This window comes from Burkholderia sp. WAC0059 (assembly GCF_002870125.1).
Lineage (GTDB): Bacteria > Pseudomonadota > Gammaproteobacteria > Burkholderiales > Burkholderiaceae > Paraburkholderia.
On sequence record NZ_PNEO01000001.1, the window covers coordinates 18649 to 40302 of the forward strand.

Annotated in this window: 16 protein-coding genes and 2 pseudogenes; 11 read left to right on the forward strand and 7 right to left on the reverse strand. The window is 64.7% G+C overall.

Annotated features, from left to right (window positions below; genetic code table 11):
* Window positions 1–1169: 1169 nt before the first annotated feature.
* A complete protein-coding gene (locus CY652_RS00100; protein WP_102128654.1) occupies window positions 1170–2528 on the forward strand; it encodes a replication initiation protein in 1359 nt (452 codons plus the stop codon).
* A 10-nt stretch (window positions 2529–2538) separates the two neighbouring features.
* Here CY652_RS00100 and CY652_RS00105 read toward each other — a convergent pair.
* From CY652_RS00105 to parA, 3 genes and pseudogenes are all read right to left on the reverse strand, one after another.
* Window positions 2539–3402: pseudogene (locus tag CY652_RS00105) on the reverse strand (ParB/RepB/Spo0J family partition protein); the annotation flags it as partial.
* A gap of 98 nt (window positions 3403–3500) precedes the next feature.
* Window positions 3501–3609 (reverse strand): annotated as a pseudogene (locus CY652_RS25070) (ParB/RepB/Spo0J family partition protein); the annotation flags it as partial.
* A 24-nt stretch (window positions 3610–3633) separates the two neighbouring features.
* On the reverse strand, window positions 3634–4296 hold the full coding sequence (parA, locus tag CY652_RS00110) for a ParA family partition ATPase (protein ID WP_102128656.1): 663 nt from the start codon (window positions 4294–4296) through the stop codon (window positions 3634–3636).
* 620 nt (window positions 4297–4916) lie between these two features.
* Here parA and arsC point away from each other — a divergent pair.
* Window positions 4917–5279 (forward strand): arsenate reductase (glutaredoxin), encoded by a 363-nt coding sequence (arsC, locus tag CY652_RS00115; RefSeq protein ID WP_102128657.1) that lies wholly within the window; start codon window positions 4917–4919, stop codon window positions 5277–5279.
* Between the two features lie 225 nt (window positions 5280–5504).
* Here the strand turns inward: arsC and CY652_RS00120 are convergent, their stop codons facing one another.
* On the reverse strand, window positions 5505–7772 hold the full coding sequence (locus CY652_RS00120; protein ID WP_102128658.1) for a hybrid sensor histidine kinase/response regulator: 2268 nt from the start codon (window positions 7770–7772) through the stop codon (window positions 5505–5507).
* Between the two features lie 548 nt (window positions 7773–8320).
* On the opposite strand from CY652_RS00120, the gene CY652_RS00125 reads away from it, so the two are divergent.
* The 8 genes from CY652_RS00125 (at window position 8321) to CY652_RS00160 (ending at window position 15910) form a co-directional block, all read left to right on the forward strand.
* Window positions 8321–8689 carry a response regulator gene (locus tag CY652_RS00125; protein ID WP_102128659.1) on the forward strand — a complete coding sequence of 123 codons (369 nt, stop codon included), beginning with the start codon at window positions 8321–8323 and terminating at the stop codon, window positions 8687–8689.
* Window positions 8682–9296, forward strand: a complete 615-nt coding sequence (locus CY652_RS00130) for a chemotaxis protein CheC (RefSeq protein ID WP_102128660.1) — start codon at window positions 8682–8684, stop codon at window positions 9294–9296. The genes CY652_RS00125 and CY652_RS00130 overlap by 8 nt, the downstream gene beginning before the upstream one ends.
* Complete coding sequence (locus CY652_RS00135; protein ID WP_102128661.1) at window positions 9293–10270, forward strand: GGDEF domain-containing protein; 978 nt, start codon at window positions 9293–9295, stop codon at window positions 10268–10270. Before CY652_RS00130 ends, CY652_RS00135 begins: the two co-directional genes overlap by 4 nt.
* Before the next feature lie 183 nt (window positions 10271–10453).
* Window positions 10454–11308: a presqualene diphosphate synthase HpnD gene (gene hpnD / locus CY652_RS00140; protein WP_102128662.1), complete on the forward strand. Its 855-nt coding sequence runs from the start codon at window positions 10454–10456 to the stop codon at window positions 11306–11308.
* Window positions 11308–12576 (forward strand): hydroxysqualene dehydroxylase HpnE, encoded by a 1269-nt coding sequence (hpnE, locus tag CY652_RS00145; protein WP_102128663.1) that lies wholly within the window; start codon window positions 11308–11310, stop codon window positions 12574–12576. Before hpnD ends, hpnE begins: the two co-directional genes overlap by 1 nt.
* Window positions 12573–14570 carry a squalene--hopene cyclase gene (gene shc / locus CY652_RS00150; protein ID WP_102128664.1) on the forward strand — a complete coding sequence of 666 codons (1998 nt, stop codon included), beginning with the start codon at window positions 12573–12575 and terminating at the stop codon, window positions 14568–14570. Before hpnE ends, shc begins: the two co-directional genes overlap by 4 nt.
* 65 nt (window positions 14571–14635) lie before the next feature.
* Window positions 14636–15283: a phosphorylase gene (locus CY652_RS00155; protein WP_258002122.1), complete on the forward strand. Its 648-nt coding sequence runs from the start codon at window positions 14636–14638 to the stop codon at window positions 15281–15283.
* 138 nt (window positions 15284–15421) lie between these two features.
* Window positions 15422–15910 (forward strand): acyl-CoA thioesterase, encoded by a 489-nt coding sequence (locus CY652_RS00160; RefSeq protein WP_102128987.1) that lies wholly within the window; start codon window positions 15422–15424, stop codon window positions 15908–15910.
* A gap of 134 nt (window positions 15911–16044) precedes the next feature.
* On the opposite strand, the gene CY652_RS00165 is transcribed toward CY652_RS00160, so the two are convergent.
* Together CY652_RS00165 and CY652_RS00170 are read right to left on the reverse strand one after the other, a co-directional pair.
* Window positions 16045–16962, reverse strand: a complete 918-nt coding sequence (locus tag CY652_RS00165; RefSeq protein ID WP_102128665.1) for an MlaA family lipoprotein — start codon at window positions 16960–16962, stop codon at window positions 16045–16047.
* Window positions 16963–16973: 11 nt separating this feature from the next.
* Window positions 16974–19586 carry an MMPL family transporter gene (locus CY652_RS00170; protein WP_102128666.1) on the reverse strand — a complete coding sequence of 871 codons (2613 nt, stop codon included), beginning with the start codon at window positions 19584–19586 and terminating at the stop codon, window positions 16974–16976.
* Window positions 19587–19765: 179 nt separating this feature from the next.
* On the opposite strand from CY652_RS00170, the gene CY652_RS00175 reads away from it, so the two are divergent.
* A complete protein-coding gene (locus tag CY652_RS00175) occupies window positions 19766–20371 on the forward strand; it encodes an MlaC/ttg2D family ABC transporter substrate-binding protein (protein WP_102128667.1) in 606 nt (201 codons plus the stop codon).
* A 130-nt stretch (window positions 20372–20501) separates the two neighbouring features.
* Here CY652_RS00175 and hpnH read toward each other — a convergent pair whose 3' ends face one another.
* Entirely contained in the window at window positions 20502–21653 is a 1152-nt protein-coding gene (gene hpnH / locus CY652_RS00180; RefSeq protein ID WP_102128668.1) for an adenosyl-hopene transferase HpnH, read from the reverse strand.
* Window position 21654 lies beyond the last annotated feature (1 nt).

Consider the following 21654-nt stretch of genomic DNA (forward strand, 5'->3'; position numbering starts at 1 on the left):
GAGCCGATATGTTGGTGTCTGGAGCGAGATTCTGGAGCGCTTTGAACTTGAGGTGAGATCTCCCGGGAAGAAACGGCAAACAGAGGTGAGATTTTTCGGGGGATGTCACCGGTCTGCCCTGGCCTTGGGCCGGCTGGCCTCCATAGGTGAGCGTTTTCAGGATCATGGGTGACGAGGGACGCCGCTCGCGATTTTTCGTTGGCAATAGGTGGGAGCCTTGCCCCGCTAAAGGTGAGCTTTCTCGGGACCTTACCGGGGATTGGCGCTTGCGAGGCATTCATATTGAGGTGAGCCTTTTCGGGGTGTCTTCGTTGTAGTCTGGCCGGCGGATCAAAGAGCTAATCCATAGTAAGTTTGCGTTCACTTACTCTAAGATGGCGGTATACAGCGATAGGTGAGTTCCATCTGGCACGCTTCGAGCGTTCGATGGTGAGGAAATACAGGATTATCAGTTAATGAATCGCCAGGAGCTCTTCGTTGCGCCGCGATTTGCTACTGGTGAGCTTTTACGGGATATGAAGACACCGATGAAGTACTCGAAGTGCCACGGGTAACTATCCGGATCGATTGAATTTTTAGGCATCGTTCTCCGGAAGGTGAGTTTTTGCGGGAGCTGGCCTGGGAGGCTTCCGCTTTGGGCAAGGTTCGGGCATTACGCCCCAAAGGTGAGGGTTTTCGGGGGTATCTCGGGTCTCTCCGGATAGCTGACCTCAGCCTAGGCTTGGTGGAATGGGCGTACCGCGTTTTCCTGAGGTGAGCCTTTTCAGGAGGCAGGCTGACAGGTTGACATAACGCAAGGTCGACGGAGCGGGCGATCCGTCGATCCTGATCTGCCGGTGATGGTTTCTCCTTATCTTTCAGGACGTTCGGAGCAGGTGCCCATCGGGCTTGGGCAGCGTCGTAGATATGAGACAGTTTGAAAGTGAGGGGATACAGGAGAATCAGGGGCGATGTCCTGGCTTGTCGGAAAGTGGGGGATCGGAGCGATCCGGCGACGGACAACGATGGGCGGTGTGCCCCGGCAAAAATATAGGTGAGTCTTTACGGGAATGATTCGCGGTGAGCACCAGATTGGGGGCCTGAATCACCTGGAATGGTGAGGTCGTTTCTGTAGACGGCTATCACCGCAGACGGTATGCTGTCGGCAGAATCCTCTTCGACTCCGACGCATGGTTACGAAGCGCGTAAAGAAGACCGATGTGGTGAGCCCCAGTTCGGCCGAGCTGCGCAAGGCCGTCGAGGCGATCGCCATCCAGCCCAAGAGCGGCAAGATTACCTTGCTGACCCGCAAGCTGTTCAATGTCCTGCTGGCGGTTGCCCAGCAGGCCGACGAGTCGGGCGATACCTATCGCGCGCTGCTTTCCGACATTGTGGCCAATTCTGCGTTCGATTCTAACGATACGGCGCTCGTCAAGGAGCATCTGCGGCGCATGGTGTCGGTGCAGGTCGAATGGAGTCAGGGTACGTCGAGCCAGAAACCCGGGCGCAAATGGGGTATCTCGACGCTGATTGCCGACGCCGAAATTCTCGAAGATCCGGCGACCCGTCGCGTCTGGGTCGAATTCTCGTTCGCTCCAAAGATCAAGAAGAAGCTGCTCGACCCGGTTCAATATGCCCGTTTGAGTCTGCAGTTTCAGAGTCAGTTGCGCAGCAGTGCCGGGTTGGCCCTGTACGAGATTTGCGTGCGCTACCTGACGAATCCAAGCCATCTGACGATGCGGGAAACGTGGGAATGGTGGCGTCCCATCCTGTCGGGTACGCCGGACACGGAAGCAGGCGACGAGGCTAAACGCGAGTACAAGTATTTCAAACGCGACTATCTTCGGCCGGCGATCGCGGAAGTCAACGCCGTGACGAACATTTTCGTCGAATTGATCGAGCATCGCGAAGGTCGGCGCGTGGCTGAGATCCAGTTCCGGGTATCCGAACGGAAACAACCGATGCTGGCGCTCGACGAGCATCCGAACGTGTTCGACAGCACGCTCGTTGATCGCATGGTCAAAATCGGCATCTCGCTGAAGGAAGCGCAGTCGCTATATGCCGATAGCGAGGAAAATCGCATTCGTGCCGCGCTGCAGATGACCGAGCAGCGCATGCGCAGTACCACCCTGCCCCCCGTGCGCAGTGCCGCCGCGCTTTTCAAGGATGCGCTCAAGAAGGGTTATGCGCCGCCGGTCGAGGATGTGCCCGCTTCGGGAACGGCAAGGATTGCGGCAGGCGCGGCGGTGCCCGCGGACGATCTCAAGGCTCGTCTGCTGGGCGAATATGCAGCCTACCGACGCAAGGAAGCTCAGGCGTTGTACAACGAGCAGGGGGAGACGGGACGCGAACTGGCGCGTCGCTCATTCGAAGAGGATGAGCTGCCGGCGCTGGGGGCGCATATGCGCGACGACTGGCGTCGTCGCGGGCTGGAATCGAAGCTGGCCGAAACGGCGTTTTTTGACTGGCTCGCCCGCAAGACTTGGGGTGAGCCGACCGATGGCGATCTGCTCGCCTTCACCTTGAGCCAGTCCCGGGCGGCGGCGTAGCGGTTTCCGGTTATTGAAACTGCAATATCTGCTCGATTTGCCGCAGGATGTCGTCGCGCCGCTCCTTTTCCAGTCCCTTGAGCCGCAATTCCAGTCGGTCGTCACCGTAAGACTTCAGATCTCCGACGGATACTCCGCCGAGCTTGATCTCGAGACGCCGGGCATATCGCTGGCGGCTCGAGGGTGTGGCGTTTTCCTGATCGCTGCTGGCCCGTCCCTTGACGATGTCGGCAACCTGGCGGGTACTCAGATCGTCGGACAGAATCCGGTTAATCAGGCGCAACGTGGCATCGGTGCCGCGTGCGGTGTGATAACGCCCGACCTGGTAGGCCATGTTCGAACCGAAGCGGTCCGGTCGCGCGACCATTTCCTGCATGATCGCTTCCGGTAATTTCGCGATCGACAGGGCTACGGCGATGGTCGATTCGTCTAGCCCCAGGTGCTCGGCCAATTCTCTCTGGCTTTGGAAGTAATTTTCTTCGAGGAAGCGCTTCCAGACGACCGCATTGTCGAATACGGTTTGCGAGTCGCGTTGAACGTTGAGATCGTAGCCGAGCTTGTAGCTTTCGATGCCAATCGGCAGATCGACGACGATTGCCTTGACGGTCTCCTTATTCGCTTCTCTCAAAGCGCGAACGCGTCGCCCGCCATCGCTGACGAAATAAGTGTCGGGATTGGCGTAATCCGGAATGACGTGAATGGCCTGTTGTTGCCCCTGCTTCGCCAGATTGACCGCAAGCTCTGCAATCGACGATTTCAAATAGAAATGACGCGGATTGAACGGGCTGGCCTTGATGGCCTTGAGCGGTAATTCGATGACCTGCCCCGGTTGATATCCCTGCCCGGTTCGCCATACGCGATATTCGGGCGACTCGCCTTCGACGCGAAGGGTCTGTGCGTCGTCTTTCACGTTGGATCGCGATTCAGGCTGCGGCGAGTGTGCCGTTGCCTCGGTTGCTTTCCGCTGGTCTTGCTCGACGAGCCCGTCGATTGCATTCAGACGATCGAGCGCGGTCCGCTTTTCGCTGCTGCTCTTGTCGGGGCGAGCCTGGAAGCCTTTTGCCAGTTGGGAAGGTTTCATTCGGGGGCCTTTATGCGCATAAAGTCAGGGGAGCATCGCCGCGATCTCGTCGGCGCATGCACGTATTTCGGCACTGGCGAGCTTTGCGCCTCGGTCCGTCATCTGAAGAACCGTCTGTCCGAGCGCCATTGCCTGCTTGTAGGCTTCGCGGGTGGGGATTTGTGTTTTGAGTAAAGGAAAGCCGAGCTCTTCCAGGGCACGCTTCAATTCCCGGGTGAGCATGCGTTTCTCTTCCGTCTTGTTGAGTAGAAATACGGCCCGCAAGTCTTCGTTCATAACCTGGGCTTGCTGCACCAATTTGACCAATCCCACACTGGACCAGTAATCGGCGGGCGAAGAGGATGTCGGGATGACGGCAATCGTCGCGGCCAGCAGGACAACGCCCGAAACCTTCTCGGTGATCGACGGTGGACAATCGACCACGATGATGTCGTAATCCCCGATGAATTTTTTGATTTCCCGGTGAATTTGGCCGCCGGCCTCGGATAGATTGACCACGGGAAACGGGATGCCATTCTCTTCGTCTGTCGATGCACTGGCCCAGTGAATAAGGGTGTTTTGTCCGTCCGCATCGACGACCAGGACGCGCTTGCCTCTTTCGTGGAAGGCCGCACCAAGATGCATGGCGATTGTGCTTTTGCCGACCCCACCTTTTTGCTGCGTGATTGCAATGATTTCCGCCGCCAATTCATATCCCCTTTTTCTCAGGATTGTTGAATTCTACAGAAGAAAAAAGCGATTTCAATGTTTGTTGCAGCATTCGTTGTGTATTAGCCATCTGGCTTACGGTTTATGCGCATAAAGCTACAGCAGTATTCTCGGCAGCGGCATGTTGGGGCGCGGTTTGTGGATTGCCTGGCTCGTTGTGTGCGGGTGTGAGCCGGTTTGGGTGGCGGGAGGAGATGCTCTGGCGAATACGTTCCGGCTGTTCCTTGATCGGCTGGTTGGGATTCAGGCGGAAGGTCTTATCTGGAAGGTGCTTTATGCGCATAAAGCACCTTCCAGTTGACGAGCGTTCCGCGAGTTCATTGGGCGGCGGGTTATCTACACTAGATGCTTATGGTTGCAGGTTAATTTAAATTTTAAATAAAACTAAAATTGAAGGAGGTGTGTGGGAAATGAATCTAACCCTGCGTTATGCATCCAGTTGATCACCCTGCACAGATTGCACCTGCCTACCTCTTCCTTGAGTTCAAGTGTCGCCATAACAAGGAAAGGAGAGGGGTAAACTCATCACGGTCCCGCTAGATCGATCCGGTTCCATATAGCGATCGACCCGCTTGCCTGCCGAATAAATCGCTCCTTCCATGATCACCATCTATCACAACCCTCGTTGCTCGAAATCTCGCGCGACCTGCGACCTGATCGCTAACGTTCTGAACAACGACCGGAATGAACACGTCGAAATCGTCGAATACCTGAAACAACCGCTTTCAGTCGAACAATTAAAGAAACTTCATGCGATGCTGGGTGGTTCGGTGCGCGAGATGATCCGGTCCGGCGAAGCGGAATATAAGGCGCTGAACCTCGATGCCCAGGACGTGACCGAGGAGATGCTTTACGAATCGTTGGCGAATCATCCGATCCTGCTGCAACGGCCTATTGTCGTGCGTGACGGCCGGGCGGTAATCGGTCGACCCGTCGAAAACATCAGGACATTGTTCGCCTGATTCACGCGAGCCATCTGGAATCCTTTCCTTTTGCCATTCGCGTCAGGCCGCTCGCGGAATCACGATGCGCCAGGGCCCAATGCCGATCTGACGGAATGCCTGATGCCGCCGGCGAATGCCGGAGATTGTCCACAAGGTTCTCAACAGAAACTGTGGATAACTACCGGGACGGCTTCGTTATTCACAACATGGCCAGCCCGGGAAATTGAATCGGCATCCTTGCGTTTATCCCGCGGCATCGCTGTGGGCGGTCAGTTCGCGCTGAATCGTTTCCAGCATCTTTTCGAGTAGCGCGATATCGAACGGCTTGGACAACACGCGCACGTCGGCATGACGGGCGCGATCCAGTTGCTCGGCATACCCCGTCACGAGAATGACGGGCAGCCTGGGGTCGATGTTCCGGACCGCTTCGGCCAGGTCGATGCCGTTCATGTTGCCCGGCATGTGAATGTCCGAGATCACGAGATCGAACGGCAGGATCGCATCGTGTCTCGCGTCGCCGGAATAGCGCTCGCCGAGCAGATGCAACGCGCTCGCCGCATCGTTCGCGCAGGTCACGTGGTGCCCCATCATCTGCAGCAGCGCTTCCGTACCGGCCGCGACTTCGTCGTTGTCCTCGACGAGCAGTACGCGTAGCCCCGGCAGGACCTGCGCGCGGGTCGGCCGGCCCGGCTCGGCCGGCCGTTCGGCCGTCGGGGCGATCTGCGCGCGAGGCAAATACAGATGCACCGAGGTTCCGGCGCCAATGGCGCTGTCGATCGCGGCGAGACCGCCCGAGCGCTCGCAGAATGCGAACACCTGGGGGAGTCCGAGACCGGTGCCGGTCCCCTTGGGCTTGGTCGTGAAAAGCGGTTCGAAGGCGCGGGCCAGCACGTCGGGCGGCATGCCGATGCCCGTGTCCTCGAGCGAAAGCTGGACGAAGTCGCCGTCGAGCGGAAAGCCGTCACCGGGTCGGAAGGTGATATTGCGCACGCGTACCGTGAAGCGGCCGCCGTTCGGCATGGCGTCGCGCGCGTTGACCGCGAGATTAATCAGCGCGAGTTCCAGTTCGGCGACGTCCACGAGGATCGGCCATATGCCGTCGCCGGCGTCGATCACGAGCGACACCCTGGCGCCGAGCGATGCCCGCAGCAACTCGCGGCACGCGGGCAGCCAGCGTGCGACGTGGATCGTCTCGTTGCGCAGCGGCTGTTTGCGCGCCACGCCGAGCAGTTGGCGGGTCAGCGACTGTCCGCTCTTGAGCGCGCGCTCGACGGCCGAAAGCTCGCGATCGAACCCGGTCGCGCCGCCGCGGCGCCGCACGATCTGCACGTTCGCGGACACGATCATCAGCAGGTTGTTGAAGTCGTGCGCCACGCTGCCCACCAGGTTGCCGAGCGCTTCCATCTTGCGCGACTGGCGATAGGCGGACTCGATCGAGCGGCGCATCGAGGCCTCGGCCTGCCAGCGCTCCCACGCTTCCTCCTCGGCCGCGAGCCGGCGCAGCGACAGCCAGATCACGCACCACAGCGCGACGGACGGCGTGAACATCGACAGAATCAGCAGGCTCAGATGGCGATACCAGCCGGCCCGGATCGCGGACGTGCGATAGCCGCACGATACGTACACCGGGTAGCCGCCCACCCGCCGGTAGGCAAGGATCAGGTTGTCGCCGACCAGTTGCGAGTGCACGCGAATGAGACCCGCATCGCGGCCCGCGGCGAGCGCTTCGGTGAAGGCGGGATTGTCCGTGATGACCTCCGGTATGCCGCGTCCCAGCGGATGGTGGGCCAGCACGGCGCCGTCGCTGCGCACGAGTCCCATCGTCATCGGGGAGTCGGGGCCGAGCAGGTCGCGGTAGAAGCCCGTGAAATAGCCCGGCCGCAGCGCGACGGAGACGATCCCGGCGAACGTGCCGTCGGCGTCGCGGCGCGCGACGCCCATGTTGAACACCACTTCGTCGCTGACCTGGCCGAACATCACGCGCGAAACGTGCTCGATGACCTTGCCGTCGCGAATGCCGGTGAAGTCGTCGCGTTGCGCGATCGATATCTGCGGCGGGGGCGAAAAGCGGCTGCTCGCGAGCAATTGGCCGTCGCGGCCGAAGATCGAGACCGCCGCGACCTGGGGATAGCCGCCTCCGATGGCCTTGAGCTTGTCGTGGATCTGCGGCTCCTCCGTCCGGATGCCGTCGTCGTCGAGTCCCTGCACGAGATCGACCACGCGGGCGTCGAGCGCCTCGTTCATGTCGAAGACCTTCAGGGCGTGCTCTTCCGCGACCCGTACCGTGCGTTGCGTGGCATCGGCCGCTTCGGCCTCGCGCGCGTGCAGGTCGTTGATCGCCATGGTCGCGACATAGAGGCAGGGCAGCACGATGGCGGCGACAAGCAGGGTGATCAGCGTTCTGCGCCGGACCGCGAAATCGTGCTCCGGGGCAGCCGGAAACGGGGATTCCTCGTCGCGAGCCGGTTCGGGCGGACGCACGGCGGGTTGGGCGGGCCGTTCTGGAGTCATGTCGGGGGCGGCGGCGTCGGGCGAAACTTGCGTTCCGTCATCATAAACGACAAGTCCGACGGGTTTTTTTCCGGGTTGACCGGATTTCGGCGGGCCGTCCGGACAGGCGCGCCGGTCGCGCAGGGCGGGGCGCGGGCACGGAATGACGGCTGCGCGGTTTTGTCCAAATCCGGGATGAATGCGGAGTCGCAAACGTAATCAAAAGCATGATCAGCGTGGTTTTCCAGCCTGAGAAGGTAGATATTTCAAAAATTGTTAAATTTTGGGGTGATATTATTTACAAATCCGTTTTGGGCGAGTTGCGTTTTCGCCGGTTTACTTCGAGAATTTGCGACGCGATAAAAGCGCGTCCTGACAGGTAGATTTCCGGCGGCACACCGTTCAGTGCCTGGCCGGGCAGTCCCTACGCTGCCATGCCCGGTTTCGGCAGCAGATGCGGTTTGCAAGCGGCAACCGCCTTCACAATCGCTTTTTTCACGCAGACTTTCACTTTGCATGGCGCGGGCATTCAGAATCCCTGCGCCGGGTTTTCTATTACTCAGCCAGCCATGTCCTTGCCCATCGTGATCGCCGACGATTCGCTGCTTGCCCGCAAGCTGCTCACGAAAGCGTTGCCCGAGGATTGGGACGTCGATATCTCGTACGCGTCCAACGGGCGCGAGGCGCTGGCGCTTTATCGCGCGGGTCGGGCGTCGGTGATGTTTCTCGATCTCACGATGCCGGACATGACGGGCTTCCAGGTGCTCGAGGCGCTCCAGCACGAGGACCTGAACACGTTCGTGATCGTGGTTTCCGCCGACGTGCAGCCGCTTGCCGAAGAGCGCGTGCGCCGGCTCGGCGCCGCCGCGTTTGTCGCGAAGCCCGTCACGCCTGAAGCGTTGCTGCCCATCCTGAGGGAGTATGGGTTGTATGCGTGAACCCGTCCTGACCGAAGACCAGCGCGATGCGCTGCAGGAGCTAGCCAACCTCGGGATGGGGACGGCGGCGAGCCGGCTGTCGCGGCTGCTCGACTCGTTCATCGAGCTGTCGGTGCCGCGCGTGCGCACGGTCGCCCTCAGCGAGGCGGCCGGGGCGCTGCGCGAGATGACGGGCATCGAGGACTCGGTCACGGTGGTGCGCCAGGGCTTCCGCTCGGAGATCAAGGGCGAGGTGCTCGTCATCTGCCGCAGCGCCGGCATGACCGATCTGGCCGCGCTCGTGCGCGATCCGCAGGCGGAGGAACAGGCGAGCGAGACCGAGCTGATTTTCGACATCGCCAACGTGCTCACCGGCGCCTGCGTGTCGTCGATCCTCGGCCAGTTGGGGCTCGTGCCCATCTTCTCGGCGCCGGACATGCTGGGCGAGGCGGTATCGCTCGTCGACGTCTTCCAGCCGGGCATGCTCGTCTGGAACGTGGCGTTGCTCGTGGAAGTGAATCTCTCGCTCGAGGACCGTCCGCTGCGCGCCCATCTCGTGATGCTGATGGCCGAGGAATCGATCCGCCAGGTGAGCCGCGCGCTCGACACGCTGCTGCAGGGGCTATGAGCACGGCGCCTGACGGGCCATCGCTGTCGCTGTCCGATCTCGTCGTCGAGCGGGTCGGTTTCGGCATTTTCGTGCTCGATCGCGAGATGAACGTGCTGATGTGGAACCGCTTCATGCAGGACCACAGCGGTTTGCCGGCGCAGCAGGTGCTCGGTTGCTCGCTCTTCGAGCACTTTCCCGATCTGCCGCGCGCCTGGCTCGTCCGCAAGGTGGAGAGCGTGTTCCAGCTCGGCACCTTCGCGTTCAGCTCCTGGGAGCAACGGCCTTACCTGTTCCGTTTCGATCACGACCGGCCGATCACCGGCGGCGTCGATTTCATGCAGCAGGACTGCACGTTCATGCCGCTCATGCGCGATCGCGAGGTGGTGGCGGTTTGCGTGACGATCTCCGACGTGACGCACGTGAGCATCGTGCAGCGCGAGCGCGAGGAGGCCGTCGCCAAACTGCAGGAGTACGCGCATCGCGACGGGCTGACGGGCATTGCGAACCGGCGCTATTTCGAGGAACGTTTCGTCGATGAGTTCATGCGCTGGCAGCGCTACGGCGGCGAGCTGTCGGTGCTGCTGTTCGACCTCGACCATTTCAAGCAGATCAACGACCGTTACGGCCACGCGGCCGGCGATACGGTGCTGCGCGAGATCGCCCAGCGCGTGGCGGACGTGGTGCGCAAGCAGGACACGTTCGGGCGCTTCGGCGGCGAGGAGTTCGCGCTGCTGATGCCGGCCACGGCGTTCGAAGGCGCGATGCAGGCGGCCGAGAAGATCCGCCGCATCATCGGCAGCGTGGCCGTCGAGGTGCCGGGCGCGAGCGTGAGCGTGACCGCCAGCGTGGGCGGCACGACCGCGCGGCCGGGGGCACCCACTTGCGACGCCCTGATCAACGAGGCGGACGAGGCGCTCTACGAGGCCAAGCGCGGGGGCCGCAACCGTTCGGTGATGTTCACACCGCCGGGCGAGCCTGCCCGGCCCGTCTGAGCCGGCCGGACGGGCCGGCCCGGGCAGGGACTGCGGCCGGGCCTAAAGGTTGGTATACTTTCGCCCATTTTCCGGCTTACAGCTGGTGCCCTGCGCGTGTTCCGCGCGCGCGGGCGGCCCGCGCCATGCGGGCCTGAGAGTTCCTGATCGCCCCGTCGCGGGCTCCTCCCAGCGGAGATCGTCTTGGCCGTTTCCAACCTCGTCGTGGACGATACGCAGCAAACCGACGCCGCCGCCGTCACGGCCGGCAGTTCGTTCTATCTCGCCATGCGCATTCTGCCGGCGGCGCAGCGCGATGCCATGTACCAGGTCTACGCGTTCTGCCGCGCCGTCGACGACATCGCGGACAGCGATCTTCCGCGCAGCGAGCGGGCCGCCGGGCTCGAGGCCTGGCGCGCCGACATCGACGCCTGCTATGCCGGCACGCCTCGCCCGTCGCTCGCCGCCCTGACGCGGCACATCCATACGTTCCAGCTCCAGCGCGACGATTTCCACGCGATGATCGACGGCATGGCGATGGATGCCGCCGCCGACATCTGCGCGCCCGACGAGGCCACGCTCGACCTCTACTGCGACCGCGTCGCGAGTTCGGCCGGGCGGCTGTCGGTGAGGATCTTCGGGATGGAGCCCGAGCCGGGACGCCTGTTGGCCCATCATCTGGGGCGCGCGCTGCAGCTTACCAACATCCTGCGCGACATCGACGAGGACGCGGACATCAACCGCTGCTATCTGCCGCGCGAACTGCTCGCGCGCGAAGGGATCGACGCCGGCGGCGATCCGCACGCGATTGCCGCCGATCCGTCGTTGCCGCGCGTGTGCGCGACGCTGGCCGAACGCGCGAAGCAGCACTTCGCCGAGGCCGACGCGATCATGGATCGCGCGCCGCGCATCCAGGTGAAGGCGCCGCGCATCATGTCGGGCGTCTATCGTTGCCTGCTCGATCGCACGCTCGAGCGCGGCTTCGATCTGCCGCGCGCGAAGCTCGGCAAGCCGCGCGCGCGGCTCTTGTGGATTCTCGCCCGCTACGCGCTGTTCTGATGGCGAGGCTCGTTCACGTGATCGGCGCGGGGCTTGCCGGCCTTGCCGCCGCGGTCCAGTTGCAGCGGCGCGGCGCCCGGGTGGTGCTGCACGAAGCGGCGGACCAGGCCGGCGGGCGCTGCCGCTCGTACTATGATCGCGTGCTCGGGGTGAACCTCGACAGCGGCAATCACTTCGTACTCTCGGGCCATCACGCGACGCTCGGCTATCTGCGGGCGATTGGCGCGAGCGACGAGCTCGTCGGTCCCGCGCAGCCCGAATTCGCGTTCATGGACCTCGCGACGCGTTCGCGCTGGACCCTGCGGCTCTCGCGCGGCCGTCTGCCCTGGTGGATCTTCGACGGGGGCGCGCGCGTGCCCGGCACGAGGGCCGTCGACTATCTGTCGCTGCTGCCGCTCCTGTTCGCGAAGCCGGGCCGCACGATGGCGCAGACGATGCGCAGCGACGGCTTGCTGTGGGAGCGGCTCGTACGGCCGTTTTTTCGCGCGGTGCTCAACGTGGAGCCGCGCGAGGGCAGCGCGGAGCTGGCGGGCGCGGTGGCGCGCGAGGCGCTTGCCGGCGGCGGCGACGCCTGCCGGCCGCTCGTCGCGAAGAACGGCCTCGGCAGCGCGTTCGTCGATCCCGCCTTGCGGCTCCTGCAGCACGGCGGCGCACAGATCCGGCTGGGCTCGCGTCTCACCGCCATTTCCTTCGACGATACGGCCGGCCGCGCGAGCGCGCTCGATTTCGACGGCACCCCGGTTCCGCTCGATTCGCAGGATGCCGTCGTGCTCGCCGTGCCGCCCGATGTCGCGCGCACGCTCGTGCCCGGCATCCAGACGCCGCAACGTTTTCGCGCCGTCGTCAACGCGCATTTCGCGGTCGAGCCGCCGCCGGGCCTTGCGCTGCTCACGGGCCTCGTCAACTCGACGGCCGAATGGCTGTTCGGTTTCGACGGACGCCTGTCGGTCACGATCAACGGTGCCGACCGGCTGCTCGACATGCCGCGCGAAGAACTGGCCCGCTCGATCTGGGCGGACGTCGCGCAGGTGACGTCGCTGCCGCCGGAACCGATGCCGGCCTGGCAGATCGTGGCGGAGCGGCACGCGACGTTCGCTGCCGTGCCGCAGGAGGAAATGCGTCGGCCGGCCACCCGCACGCGCTGGAACAACCTGATGCTCGCGGGCGACTGGGTCGCGACCGGTCTGCCCGCAACGATTGAAGGGGCGATCCGCTCCGGCCAGAAGGCCGCGGATACGCTTTTCACGGTATCCCTGGAGCACCGATGAACGATTTATCCCAAGCCCTGCCGCCCGACACGCAGGCAGATCGCGCCGCGCCCGCGGCAAACGCGGCCGACGTGCTCGGCACGGCGATTAACCGCGCCACCGACGCGCTGCTGGCCGACCAGCGTCCGGACGGCCACTGGGTTTACGAACTCGAGGCCGACGCGACCATTCCGGCCGAATACGTGCTGCTCGTCCACTACCTCGGCGAGCCCGCGAACCCGGAACTCGAACGGAAGATCGCGAGCTATCTGCGCCGCATCCAGCTCGCCGACGGTGGCTGGCCGCTGTTCACCGACGGCGCGATGGACGTGAGCGCGAGCGTCAAGGCTTATTTCGCACTGAAGATGATCGGCGACGCCGAGGATGCCGAACACATGGCGCGCGCGCGCGCGGCGATTCTCGCGGCGGGCGGCGCGGAGGCGTCGAACGTGTTTACGCGGGTGTTGCTCGCGCTCTTCGGCGTCGTCACCTGGTACGCGGTGCCGATGATGCCCGTCGAAATCATGCTGCTGCCGAAGTGGTTTCCGTTCCACCTTTCGAAGGTGTCGTACTGGGCCCGCACGGTGATCGTGCCGCTCCTCGTGCTCAACGCGAAACATCCGGTCGCGCGCAATCCGCGCGGCGTGCGCATCGACGAGCTGTTTCGCGGCGCGCCCGTCACGACCGGGCTGTCGGAGCGCGCGCCGCATCAGAACAAGGGTTGGTTCGCGTTCTTCCGCGCGGTCGACGGCGTGCTGCGCGTGCTCGATCCGCTGTTCCCGCAGTATCTGCGCCAGCGCGCGATCAACGCGGCGGTTGCGTTCGTGGACGAGCGGCTGAACGGCGAGGACGGGCTCGGCGCGATTTTTCCGGCGATGGTGAATTCGGTGATGATGTACGACGTGCTCGGCTATCCGCCCGATCACCCGCATCGCGCGATCGCCCGCCAGTCGATCGAGAAGCTGCTCGCCGTTCACGACGACGAGGCGTATTGCCAGCCCTGTCTGTCGCCGGTCTGGGACACCTCGCTCGCGGCGCACGCGTTGCTCGAAACCGGCGACGCTCGCGCCGAGGCGGCGGTGCAGCGCGGCCTCGAATGGCTGCGGCCGCTGCAGATCCTCGACGTGCGCGGCGACTGGATTTCACGCCGTCCGGACGTGCGGCCTGGCGGCTGGGCGTTCCAGTACGCGAATCCCCATTATCCGGACGTCGACGATACGGCCGTCGTCGTCATGGCGATGCACCGTGCAGCCGGTCCCGACCGGCCGGAGCTCTACGGCGAGGCGATCGCGCGCGCGAGGGAATGGGTGGTCGGCATGCAGAGCAGCGACGGCGGCTGGGGCGCGTTCGAGCCGGAAAATACCCAGTACTATCTGAACAACATTCCATTTTCCGATCACGGTGCGCTACTCGATCCGCCGACCGCCGACGTGTCGGCGCGCTGTCTGTCGATGCTCGCGCAGATCGGCGAATTGCCGGCGACGAGCGAGCCGGCCCGCCGCTCGCTCGACTACCTGCTCAAGGAGCAGGAGGCGGACGGTAGCTGGTACGGCCGTTGGGGCATGAACTACGTCTACGGCACCTGGAGCGCGCTGTGCGCGCTGAATGCGGCCGGTCTCGCGCCCGACGACGCGCGCATCCGCCGGGCGGTGCAGTGGCTCGTCGCCATCCAGAACGACGACGGCGGGTGGGGCGAAGACGGCACGAGCTACAAGCTCGAGTACCGCGGCTACGAGCGCGCGCCGAGCACCGCGTCGCAGACGGCCTGGGCGCTGCTCGGCCTGATGGCGGCCGGCGAGGTCGATCATCCGGCCGTCGCGCGCGGCGTTGCGTATCTGCAGACGACGCAGCGCGAGCACGGCCTCTGGGACGAAACGCGCTTTACCGCGACGGGTTTTCCGCGCGTGTTTTATCTGCGCTATCACGGCTATCGCAAGTTCTTCCCGCTGTGGGCGCTGGCGCGCTATCGCAACCTGAAGCGCGACGGCACGACGCGCGTCGCGGTCGGGATGTGACCGTGCCGGCCACGTCTTCTTCCGGAGCCGACCGTCGCGGGTTGCCCGTTGTCGCGGTGACTGGCATGGCGTTCGAGGCGCGCATTGCGCGCGGCCCGGGCGTCGAGGTCGTGTTCGCTGCCCGGGCGGATCTGCTTGAACGGGCGCTCGCCGCCGCGCTCTCGCGCGGCGCGTCCGGCGTCATCAGCTTCGGGACGGCGGGCGGTCTCGCGCCCGACCTCGCGCCGGGTACGCTGATCGTCGCGGAAGCCGTAGAGGGGCCGTTCGGCCGCGCAGACACGGATGCCCAGTGGTCCCAGCGCCTTGCCGCCGCGCTCGAAACGTCGCCGCTGGCCGGCCGGGTACGGCGCGGCGTGGAAGCGGCGGTCGTGGCGCCGCTGACGGGCGCCGCCGACAAGCAGGCGCTGTTCCGCTCGACGGGTGCGCTGGCGGTCGACATGGAGTCGCATCTCGCGGCCGCGGCTGCGGCCGCGCGCGGCCTGCCGTTCGCGGTGTGCCGCGCGATCGTCGATCCGGCCTGGCGAAGCCTGCCCGCCGCCGCCACGGCCGGGTTGCGCGACGACGGCAGTACCTCGGTCTGGCCGATTCTGCGCGAATTGGTGCGCGATCCCGCGCAGCTTGGCGCGTTGCTGCGTCTCGCTGCCGATGCGCGGGCGGCGCGCGCGGCGCTCGTCGAGGCGCGACGGGTTCTGGCGCAGGCCGGCGTACTGTAGCGTCGCTACAACCAGCACAATTTTGGCTCTCTTGTATTGATTCGGGAAAACCCTTATATTCGCTACAATCCTAGCGTTAACCCTAGGTCCACCTGGGAATCGGGAAATCACTTTCGAGGGGCGTACCAGATGAGCCAGATGAATTTCCATACCCGCAAATGGGTCAAGCCGGAAGACCTGAATCCGAACGGCACGCTGTTCGGCGGCAGTCTGCTGCGCTGGATCGACGAAGAAGCCGCCATTTACGCGATTTGCCAGTTGGGCAACAAGCGCGTCGTGACCAAGTTCATGTCGGAGATCAACTTCGTCAGCTCGGCGCGCCAGGGCGACATCATCGAGCTGGGCATGACCGCAACCCATTTCGGGCGCACCTCGATCACGCTGCGTTGCGAAGTGCGCAACAAGATCACGCGCAAAAGCATCCTGACGATCGACAAGATGGTGTTCGTGAATCTCGACGAGGTTGGCAATCCGGCGCCGCACGGCCGTAGCCGGGTGATCTATGCCGACGAGGCCTTCGAGCAGTTTCGCGGGCAGACGGCGGTGCCGCCGGCCGGCGAGCCGGAGGCCCCGAAGGCGGGGGATGGGCTGGAAGAACGCCTGCCCGAAGTGGATACCGTGTATTGATTCCGTAGCGGTTTCGGCCGGTGCCGTCGGGCGAGGATCGACAGTGCGGCTCGGCCGGCTCCGGAGCCAGAAAAAACCCCCGGCAGGCGCGTAGCGTCTGCCGGGGGTTTTTCATTGCCGTGGCCGAAGATGCCTCAGGGCGTCGTTGCGCTGGCCGTACCCGATGCGGGAGCAGCCGGCGCCGCAGCGGGGCCGCTGGCAGCTACCGGCGCGGCCGGAGCCGATGCGGCAGCAGGAGCCGATGCCGCCGCCGTGCCTGCCGCTACACCCGACGCCGCGCCCGTACCGGCGGCCGGGCTCGTGGTGGAGGAACTGCTGCCGTCGCCCGGGTCGCCGTAGTCGGGCGGCGGTGGCGAAGTCGAGCCCGACGAGCCGTGCAATGCCGAATTGCGCTGCTGCATGTAGGCGTCGCGTACGAACGAATATTCGTCGAGCGCCGCCTGCGAGAGCAGATCGCTTGCGCCGAGCATGTCGGCGCGGGCGCTGACGAACTGTACGACGTAGAGCGCGTTGCGATCGCGCGGATCGAGATCGTAGTTCAGCAGATTGAATCTCACGTCGACGGCCCGGCCCACCGCGTCGCGGAACGAGCTCGGTCCGAACAGCGGCAGCACGAGATACGGGCCCGACGGGATGCCCCAGTAGCCGAGCGTGAGCCCGAAGTCCTGGTTGTGCTTGGGCAGCCCTGCCGGCGTGGCGAAGTCGAGCAACCCGCCGATCCCGAAGGTCGAGTTCATCGAGAAGCGCACCAGGTCTTCGGTGGCGGCCGTTATCTTCAGTTGCAACAGGTCGTTGGCCATGTTGCCGAGGTCGCCGAGGTTCGAGAAGAAGTTGCTGATGGCCTGTTGCAGCGGCCGCGGCGTGATCTTCTGATAGCCGCGCGCGGCGGGTTGCGCGACCGTGTGGTCGATGGTGTCGTTGACCTTGAATATGACCCGGTTCATCGGTTCCAGCGGGTCGTCCGCCTTGCGGTTTGGCCCCGTGGCACAGCCCCCCATCAGGACTGTCAGACTGGCCGCGGCTACCATCAGCGCGGCTTTTTGCTTCTTCATCGGTCGATCCCTTATTTTTGCGATCTTGCGCGCTTCGCACGCGGCTCGCCCATCAGCACCGGCTGGAACACCACGGCGCCGATCAGCGTACAGAACAGCGACAGCGCAAGCAGCCGCCCCATGCTCGAGGTGCCCGGATGGTGCGATAACCAGAGGCTGCCGAACGCGGTCGCCGTCGTCGCGGCGCTGAAGAGCACCGCATGCGTGAGGCTGGAATGCAGCAGGCCGGTCTGGCCCGCGCGCCATGCCATCACGAAGTAAATCTTGAAGGCCACGCCGACGCCGAGCATGAGCGGCAGCGCGATGATGTTCGCGAAGTTCAGCGGCATGCCGAATACGACGCAGAGTTCGAGCGTGACGAGCGCCGACACGAGCAGCGGCACCAGCGTGCGCAGCACGTCGCCGAAGTGGCGCAGCGTGATCCACAGCAGGATCGTGATGAGGAGCACGGCCCATCCCGCCGCCTGCAGGAACGCCTTGATGATCGTGTCGGCCGAATGCAGGATCGAGATCGGCCCGCCGATCGCGCCGGGCTCGGCCGCCTTCACCCCGTGCGCGAAGCGCGCGAGCAGGGCGTCGTTGTTAGGATCGACGCCGGCCGGCACGCGCGGCGCGACGTCGACGATCGCCTGGCCCGTCGGCGCCACCCAGTCGCGCACCATCGCCGGCGGCAGCGTCTCGCGCGTGATCGGCGCGGGTTGCAGCAAGTCCGAGAGTTGTCCGAGCGCGAGTCGCAGCGGCAGCGAGAACGCGGCTTCCGCGCGGTCGCGCGTGGCTGCGTCGGCGTTGGCGAGTTTCGTCAGCGACGCCGACAGGTGCTCGGCCTCGGCCGCGCCCGGGCCCGGGTGGTCGCCGGCCGCGAGCGAGAGCTGGCCGGCGGCGCGCTTCAGCGCCGCGACGCGTGCCGCGTCGGTCGCCGCGGGCGCGGCCGGCTGCGTGAGCGCGGGCAGCAGTTGCTGCGCCGCGGCCGAGATCAGCGCCAGCTTGGGCGGCTGGTCCGGGGGAATCAGCGAACTGAGCGTCGTTGCGCGACCGACTTCGGGCAGCTTGCCAAGACGTGCCGCGATCTGGTCGGCCGCCGCGAGCGACGGTGCGAGGACGCTCACGTCGTTGATCGAGATGACCGGCGAATTCTTCAGCGCGATCAGCGTGGCCATCGATTCGGTATGCGGATCTTTCAGGTGCAGCGGATTGAAGTCGAAGCGCAGATGCAGCAGCAGCGGCGACGCGCCGAGCACGACGACCAGCGTGCCGACGAGCACCGGCTTGCGATGGCGCGCGAGATACGCGTCCACGGGCGCGAGGCGCGCGAAGCCCGGCGAGGCCGCTTCGCCGCGCGGCGCGAACACGCGCAGCAGGGCCGGCAGCAGCGTCATGTTGCAGAAATACGCGACGAACATGCCGACGCCGGCGATCTGGCCGAGCTCCGAGACGCCGCGATAAGCGGTCGGCAGAAACGAAAAGAAGCTCTCGGCCACGGCCACGGCTGCGAGCGTGAGCGGCACGCCGACGCTGTGCGCGGTTTTCAGCAGCGCGCTGTCGAGCCGGTCGTCCTTGTAGCGCTCCTCGCGATACTTGACGCCGAATTGCACGCCGAAGTCGACGCCGAGGCCGACGAACAGCACCATGAACGCCACCGAGATCATGTTCAGCGCGCCGACCATCATGAGCCCGAGCGCGGCCGTGATGACGAGGCCGACCACGAGCGTGATCAGCACGGCGACGATCAGTTTGGCCGAGCGCAGCGCGAGCCAGAGGATCACGAGCACGACGATCGCGGTGAGGGCGCCGTTGAGCGCGGCGCCGTCCTCGACGGAGGCGAACTCCTCGTCGGCAAGCGGCTGCTCGCCGGTCAGCCTGACGCGCGCGCCGTAGCGCGCGTCGAGATGCAGCGCGGCGGCGGTGGCGCGGACCGCATCCGAGGCGCTGGCGCCGGCCTTCAGCGCGCCGTAATTGAGGACCGGCTGCACGGTGATGAACGCGTAGGCCGGCTTCGTCGCGACGTCCGTGTCCACCAGCGCGCGCCACGAGAACGCGGCCGGCTGGCCGGCCAGCACGCGGTCGACCGTGTCGGCGCTTTTGCCGAGCAGATGGGCCATGTCGGGCAGCTTGACCTGGCCGATCGTGAGCGGCAGCAAGAGCGTCGTCGTCAGCGTATCCGCAAGGCCGGTCACGCTCGGATCCTTCGCGAGCGTGTTGACGAGCGGGCGCGCCTGAACGAGTTGCTTCGTCGTCGACTGCACGGTCGCGAGATCGGGGAACAGCAGGCCGTTGTGCTCGAAGAATGGGCCGCCGGCCGGCTGCGTGACCGAGCCGAATTCGCGGGCGTCCTGCTTTAGCGCGTCGGCGAGCGTGTCGGCCGCCGCGTCGGCGAGCTCCGGCGCATTGGCCTCGATCACGACGAGCAGCGCCTGGTCGCGCTGCGGGAACGCCTTGTCGAGGGCGTCGCCGAGCGCCGCCCATTTCGCGTCGTCCTGAACCAGCCCGCTGACGTCCGTGTTGATCTTGAAATGCCCGGCCACGTAGACGCCGCTGAGCACGGCGACCAGCAGCGCCAGTGCAATGACCCACGCCGCGCGGCGCACCGACCAGGCGACGAGGTGAACGATGAAAGGCTTCAGCATACAGACACAGGTGCGTTGTCAGAGGCGTTTTTTTGGGCAATAGCGCACAAGTATACCGGCCTCGCGCACGGCGGCGTGCCGCATGCACACGGGTCGGCCGGGGCAAAGCCGGTATACTGGCCTCGCCGGGCGCGCTGCGCCAGCCGGTCCGGCGTTCACTCCACTGCCCAGATGAGCGTATGAAACGTTATTTGACCGCTTTTTTCGCGGCTGCCCTAGTGTCGGGCACCGCCTGTGCACAGACTATTCCCGATACCGTCGTGAAGAACGCGGTCGAGGGAACGGTCGATGCAATGAAGGCCGACCCGCAGGCGCGCAGCGGCGACATGGCCAGGATCACCGCCGTGGTCGAAAGCCATTTCGTGCCCTCCACGGATTTCGAGCGCACGACCCGCATCGCGGTCGGCAAAGCCTGGACTACCGCGACGCCGCAACAGCAGCAGCAGCTCTATCAACAGTTCCAGTTGCTGCTCGTGCGAACCTACGCGGCGTCGCTTGCACAGTTGCGTGACCAGCAGGTGACGTTCAACTTCGTGCCTTCGCACACGGCGGCGGACGCGAAGGATACCGTCGTGCAATCGCACGTGATCAGCAACGGCGGCGACGACGAGATCGACTACCGGCTCGAACACGCCGCGTCGGGCTGGAAGATCTACGACATCAACATGATGGGCGCCTGGCTGATCCAGGTGTATCAGAACCAGTTCGCCGAGCAGCTCTCGAGGGGCGGCATCGACGGGCTGATCAAGTTCCTGACCGATCACAACGCCCGCGGCAACGACTGATCGTTTTTTCCGCGCGCCGCGGGGATCGTCCCCGTCGCGCGCGGACTCTCGCGGCAGTCTTTCCCGGCAAGAACCGGATTCCCGGGTCAGGCAGCGCCGCGCATGCCGGTGGCCGCGCGGCGCCTCGCGCTCAATGCGCCGCGACCGTCGCCGGCTTGCCGGTCTGGGCCGCGTGCTTGATCTCTTCGAGCTTGATCTCGACGTGGCGCGAGAACACGTACTCGGCCGGCCGCTGATGATCGAGCGGAATGTCCTGCACGAACGCGCCTTCCGTCTTCGGGCCGCTCAGGCTGACCTTCAGCGCCTTGAGCGGATGCGCGAACGTATCCATCACGGCCGTCGCCTCGAAGCCGCTGTGGACCATGCAGTCCGCGCACTTCTCGTAGTTGCCGGTGCCGTACTTGTCCCAGTCCGTCGTCTCCATCAGCTCCTTGAAGGTCTTCACGTAACCTTCGCCGACGAGATAGCAGGGCTTCTGCCAGCCGAACACGGTGCGCGCCGGGTTGCCCCACGGCGTGCACGCGTAGGTCTGGTTGCCCGCGAGGAAGTCGAGGAAGAGGCCCGACTGGCTGAACGACCACTTCTTGCCCTTGTTGCCGCGCTTGAAGATATCGCGGAACAGCGTCTTGGTCTTGTCGCGATTCAGGAAATGCTGCTGGTCCGGCGCGCGTTCGTAGGCGTAGCCCGGCGACACGGTGATGCCGTCGACGCCGATCGGACCGAGCGAATCGAAGAACGCGGCGACGCGCTCGGGAACCGCGTCGTTGAACAGCGTGCAGTTGATGTTGACGCGAAAGCCGCGGCGCTTGGCTTCCCTGATCGCCGCGACGGCCTTGTCGTAGGTGCCGTCCTGCGAGACCGAGTGATCGTGCATTTCACGATCGCCGTCGAGGTGGACCGACCAGACGAAATACGGGTTCGGCTCGTAGTCGTCCATCTTCTTTTCCATGAGCAGCGCGTTCGTGCAGAGATACACGAACTTCTTGCGCGCCATGATGCCCTTCACGATCGCCGGCATGTCCCGGTGCAGGAGCGGCTCGCCGCCCGCGATCGAGACGATCGGCGCGCCGCACTCGTCGACGGCCCCGAGACATTCCTCGATGGAGAGGCGCTGGTTCAGGATGGGATCGGGGTAGTCGATCTTGCCGCAGCCGTTGCACGCGAGGTTGCAACGAAACAGCGGCTCGAGCATCAGCGCGAGCGGGTAGCGCTTGTTGCCGCCGAAATGCTGGCGCGCGATATAGGCGCCAACGCGGATTTTTTGTAGCAGCGGAATAGACAAG

What these genes read in the sequence shown, in the direction of transcription:
- CY652_RS00100 (WP_102128654.1), top strand. Translation starts at nt 1,170, where the DNA reads ATGGTTACGAAGCGCGTAAAGAAGACCGATGTGGTGAGCCCCAGTTCG.
- arsC (WP_102128657.1), top strand. Translation starts at nt 4,917, where the DNA reads ATGATCACCATCTATCACAACCCTCGTTGCTCGAAATCTCGCGCGACC.
- CY652_RS00120 (WP_102128658.1), bottom strand. Translation starts at nt 7,772, where the DNA reads ATGACTCCAGAACGGCCCGCCCAACCCGCCGTGCGTCCGCCCGAACCG.
- CY652_RS00125 (WP_102128659.1), top strand. Translation starts at nt 8,321, where the DNA reads ATGTCCTTGCCCATCGTGATCGCCGACGATTCGCTGCTTGCCCGCAAG.
- CY652_RS00130 (WP_102128660.1), top strand. Translation starts at nt 8,682, where the DNA reads ATGCGTGAACCCGTCCTGACCGAAGACCAGCGCGATGCGCTGCAGGAG.
- CY652_RS00135 (WP_102128661.1), top strand. Translation starts at nt 9,293, where the DNA reads ATGAGCACGGCGCCTGACGGGCCATCGCTGTCGCTGTCCGATCTCGTC.
- hpnE (WP_102128663.1), top strand. Translation starts at nt 11,308, where the DNA reads ATGGCGAGGCTCGTTCACGTGATCGGCGCGGGGCTTGCCGGCCTTGCC.
- shc (WP_102128664.1), top strand. Translation starts at nt 12,573, where the DNA reads ATGAACGATTTATCCCAAGCCCTGCCGCCCGACACGCAGGCAGATCGC.
- CY652_RS00155 (WP_258002122.1), top strand. Translation starts at nt 14,636, where the DNA reads ATGGCGTTCGAGGCGCGCATTGCGCGCGGCCCGGGCGTCGAGGTCGTG.
- CY652_RS00160 (WP_102128987.1), top strand. Translation starts at nt 15,422, where the DNA reads ATGAATTTCCATACCCGCAAATGGGTCAAGCCGGAAGACCTGAATCCG.
- CY652_RS00165 (WP_102128665.1), bottom strand. Translation starts at nt 16,962, where the DNA reads ATGAAGAAGCAAAAAGCCGCGCTGATGGTAGCCGCGGCCAGTCTGACA.
- CY652_RS00170 (WP_102128666.1), bottom strand. Translation starts at nt 19,586, where the DNA reads ATGCTGAAGCCTTTCATCGTTCACCTCGTCGCCTGGTCGGTGCGCCGC.
- CY652_RS00175 (WP_102128667.1), top strand. Translation starts at nt 19,766, where the DNA reads ATGAAACGTTATTTGACCGCTTTTTTCGCGGCTGCCCTAGTGTCGGGC.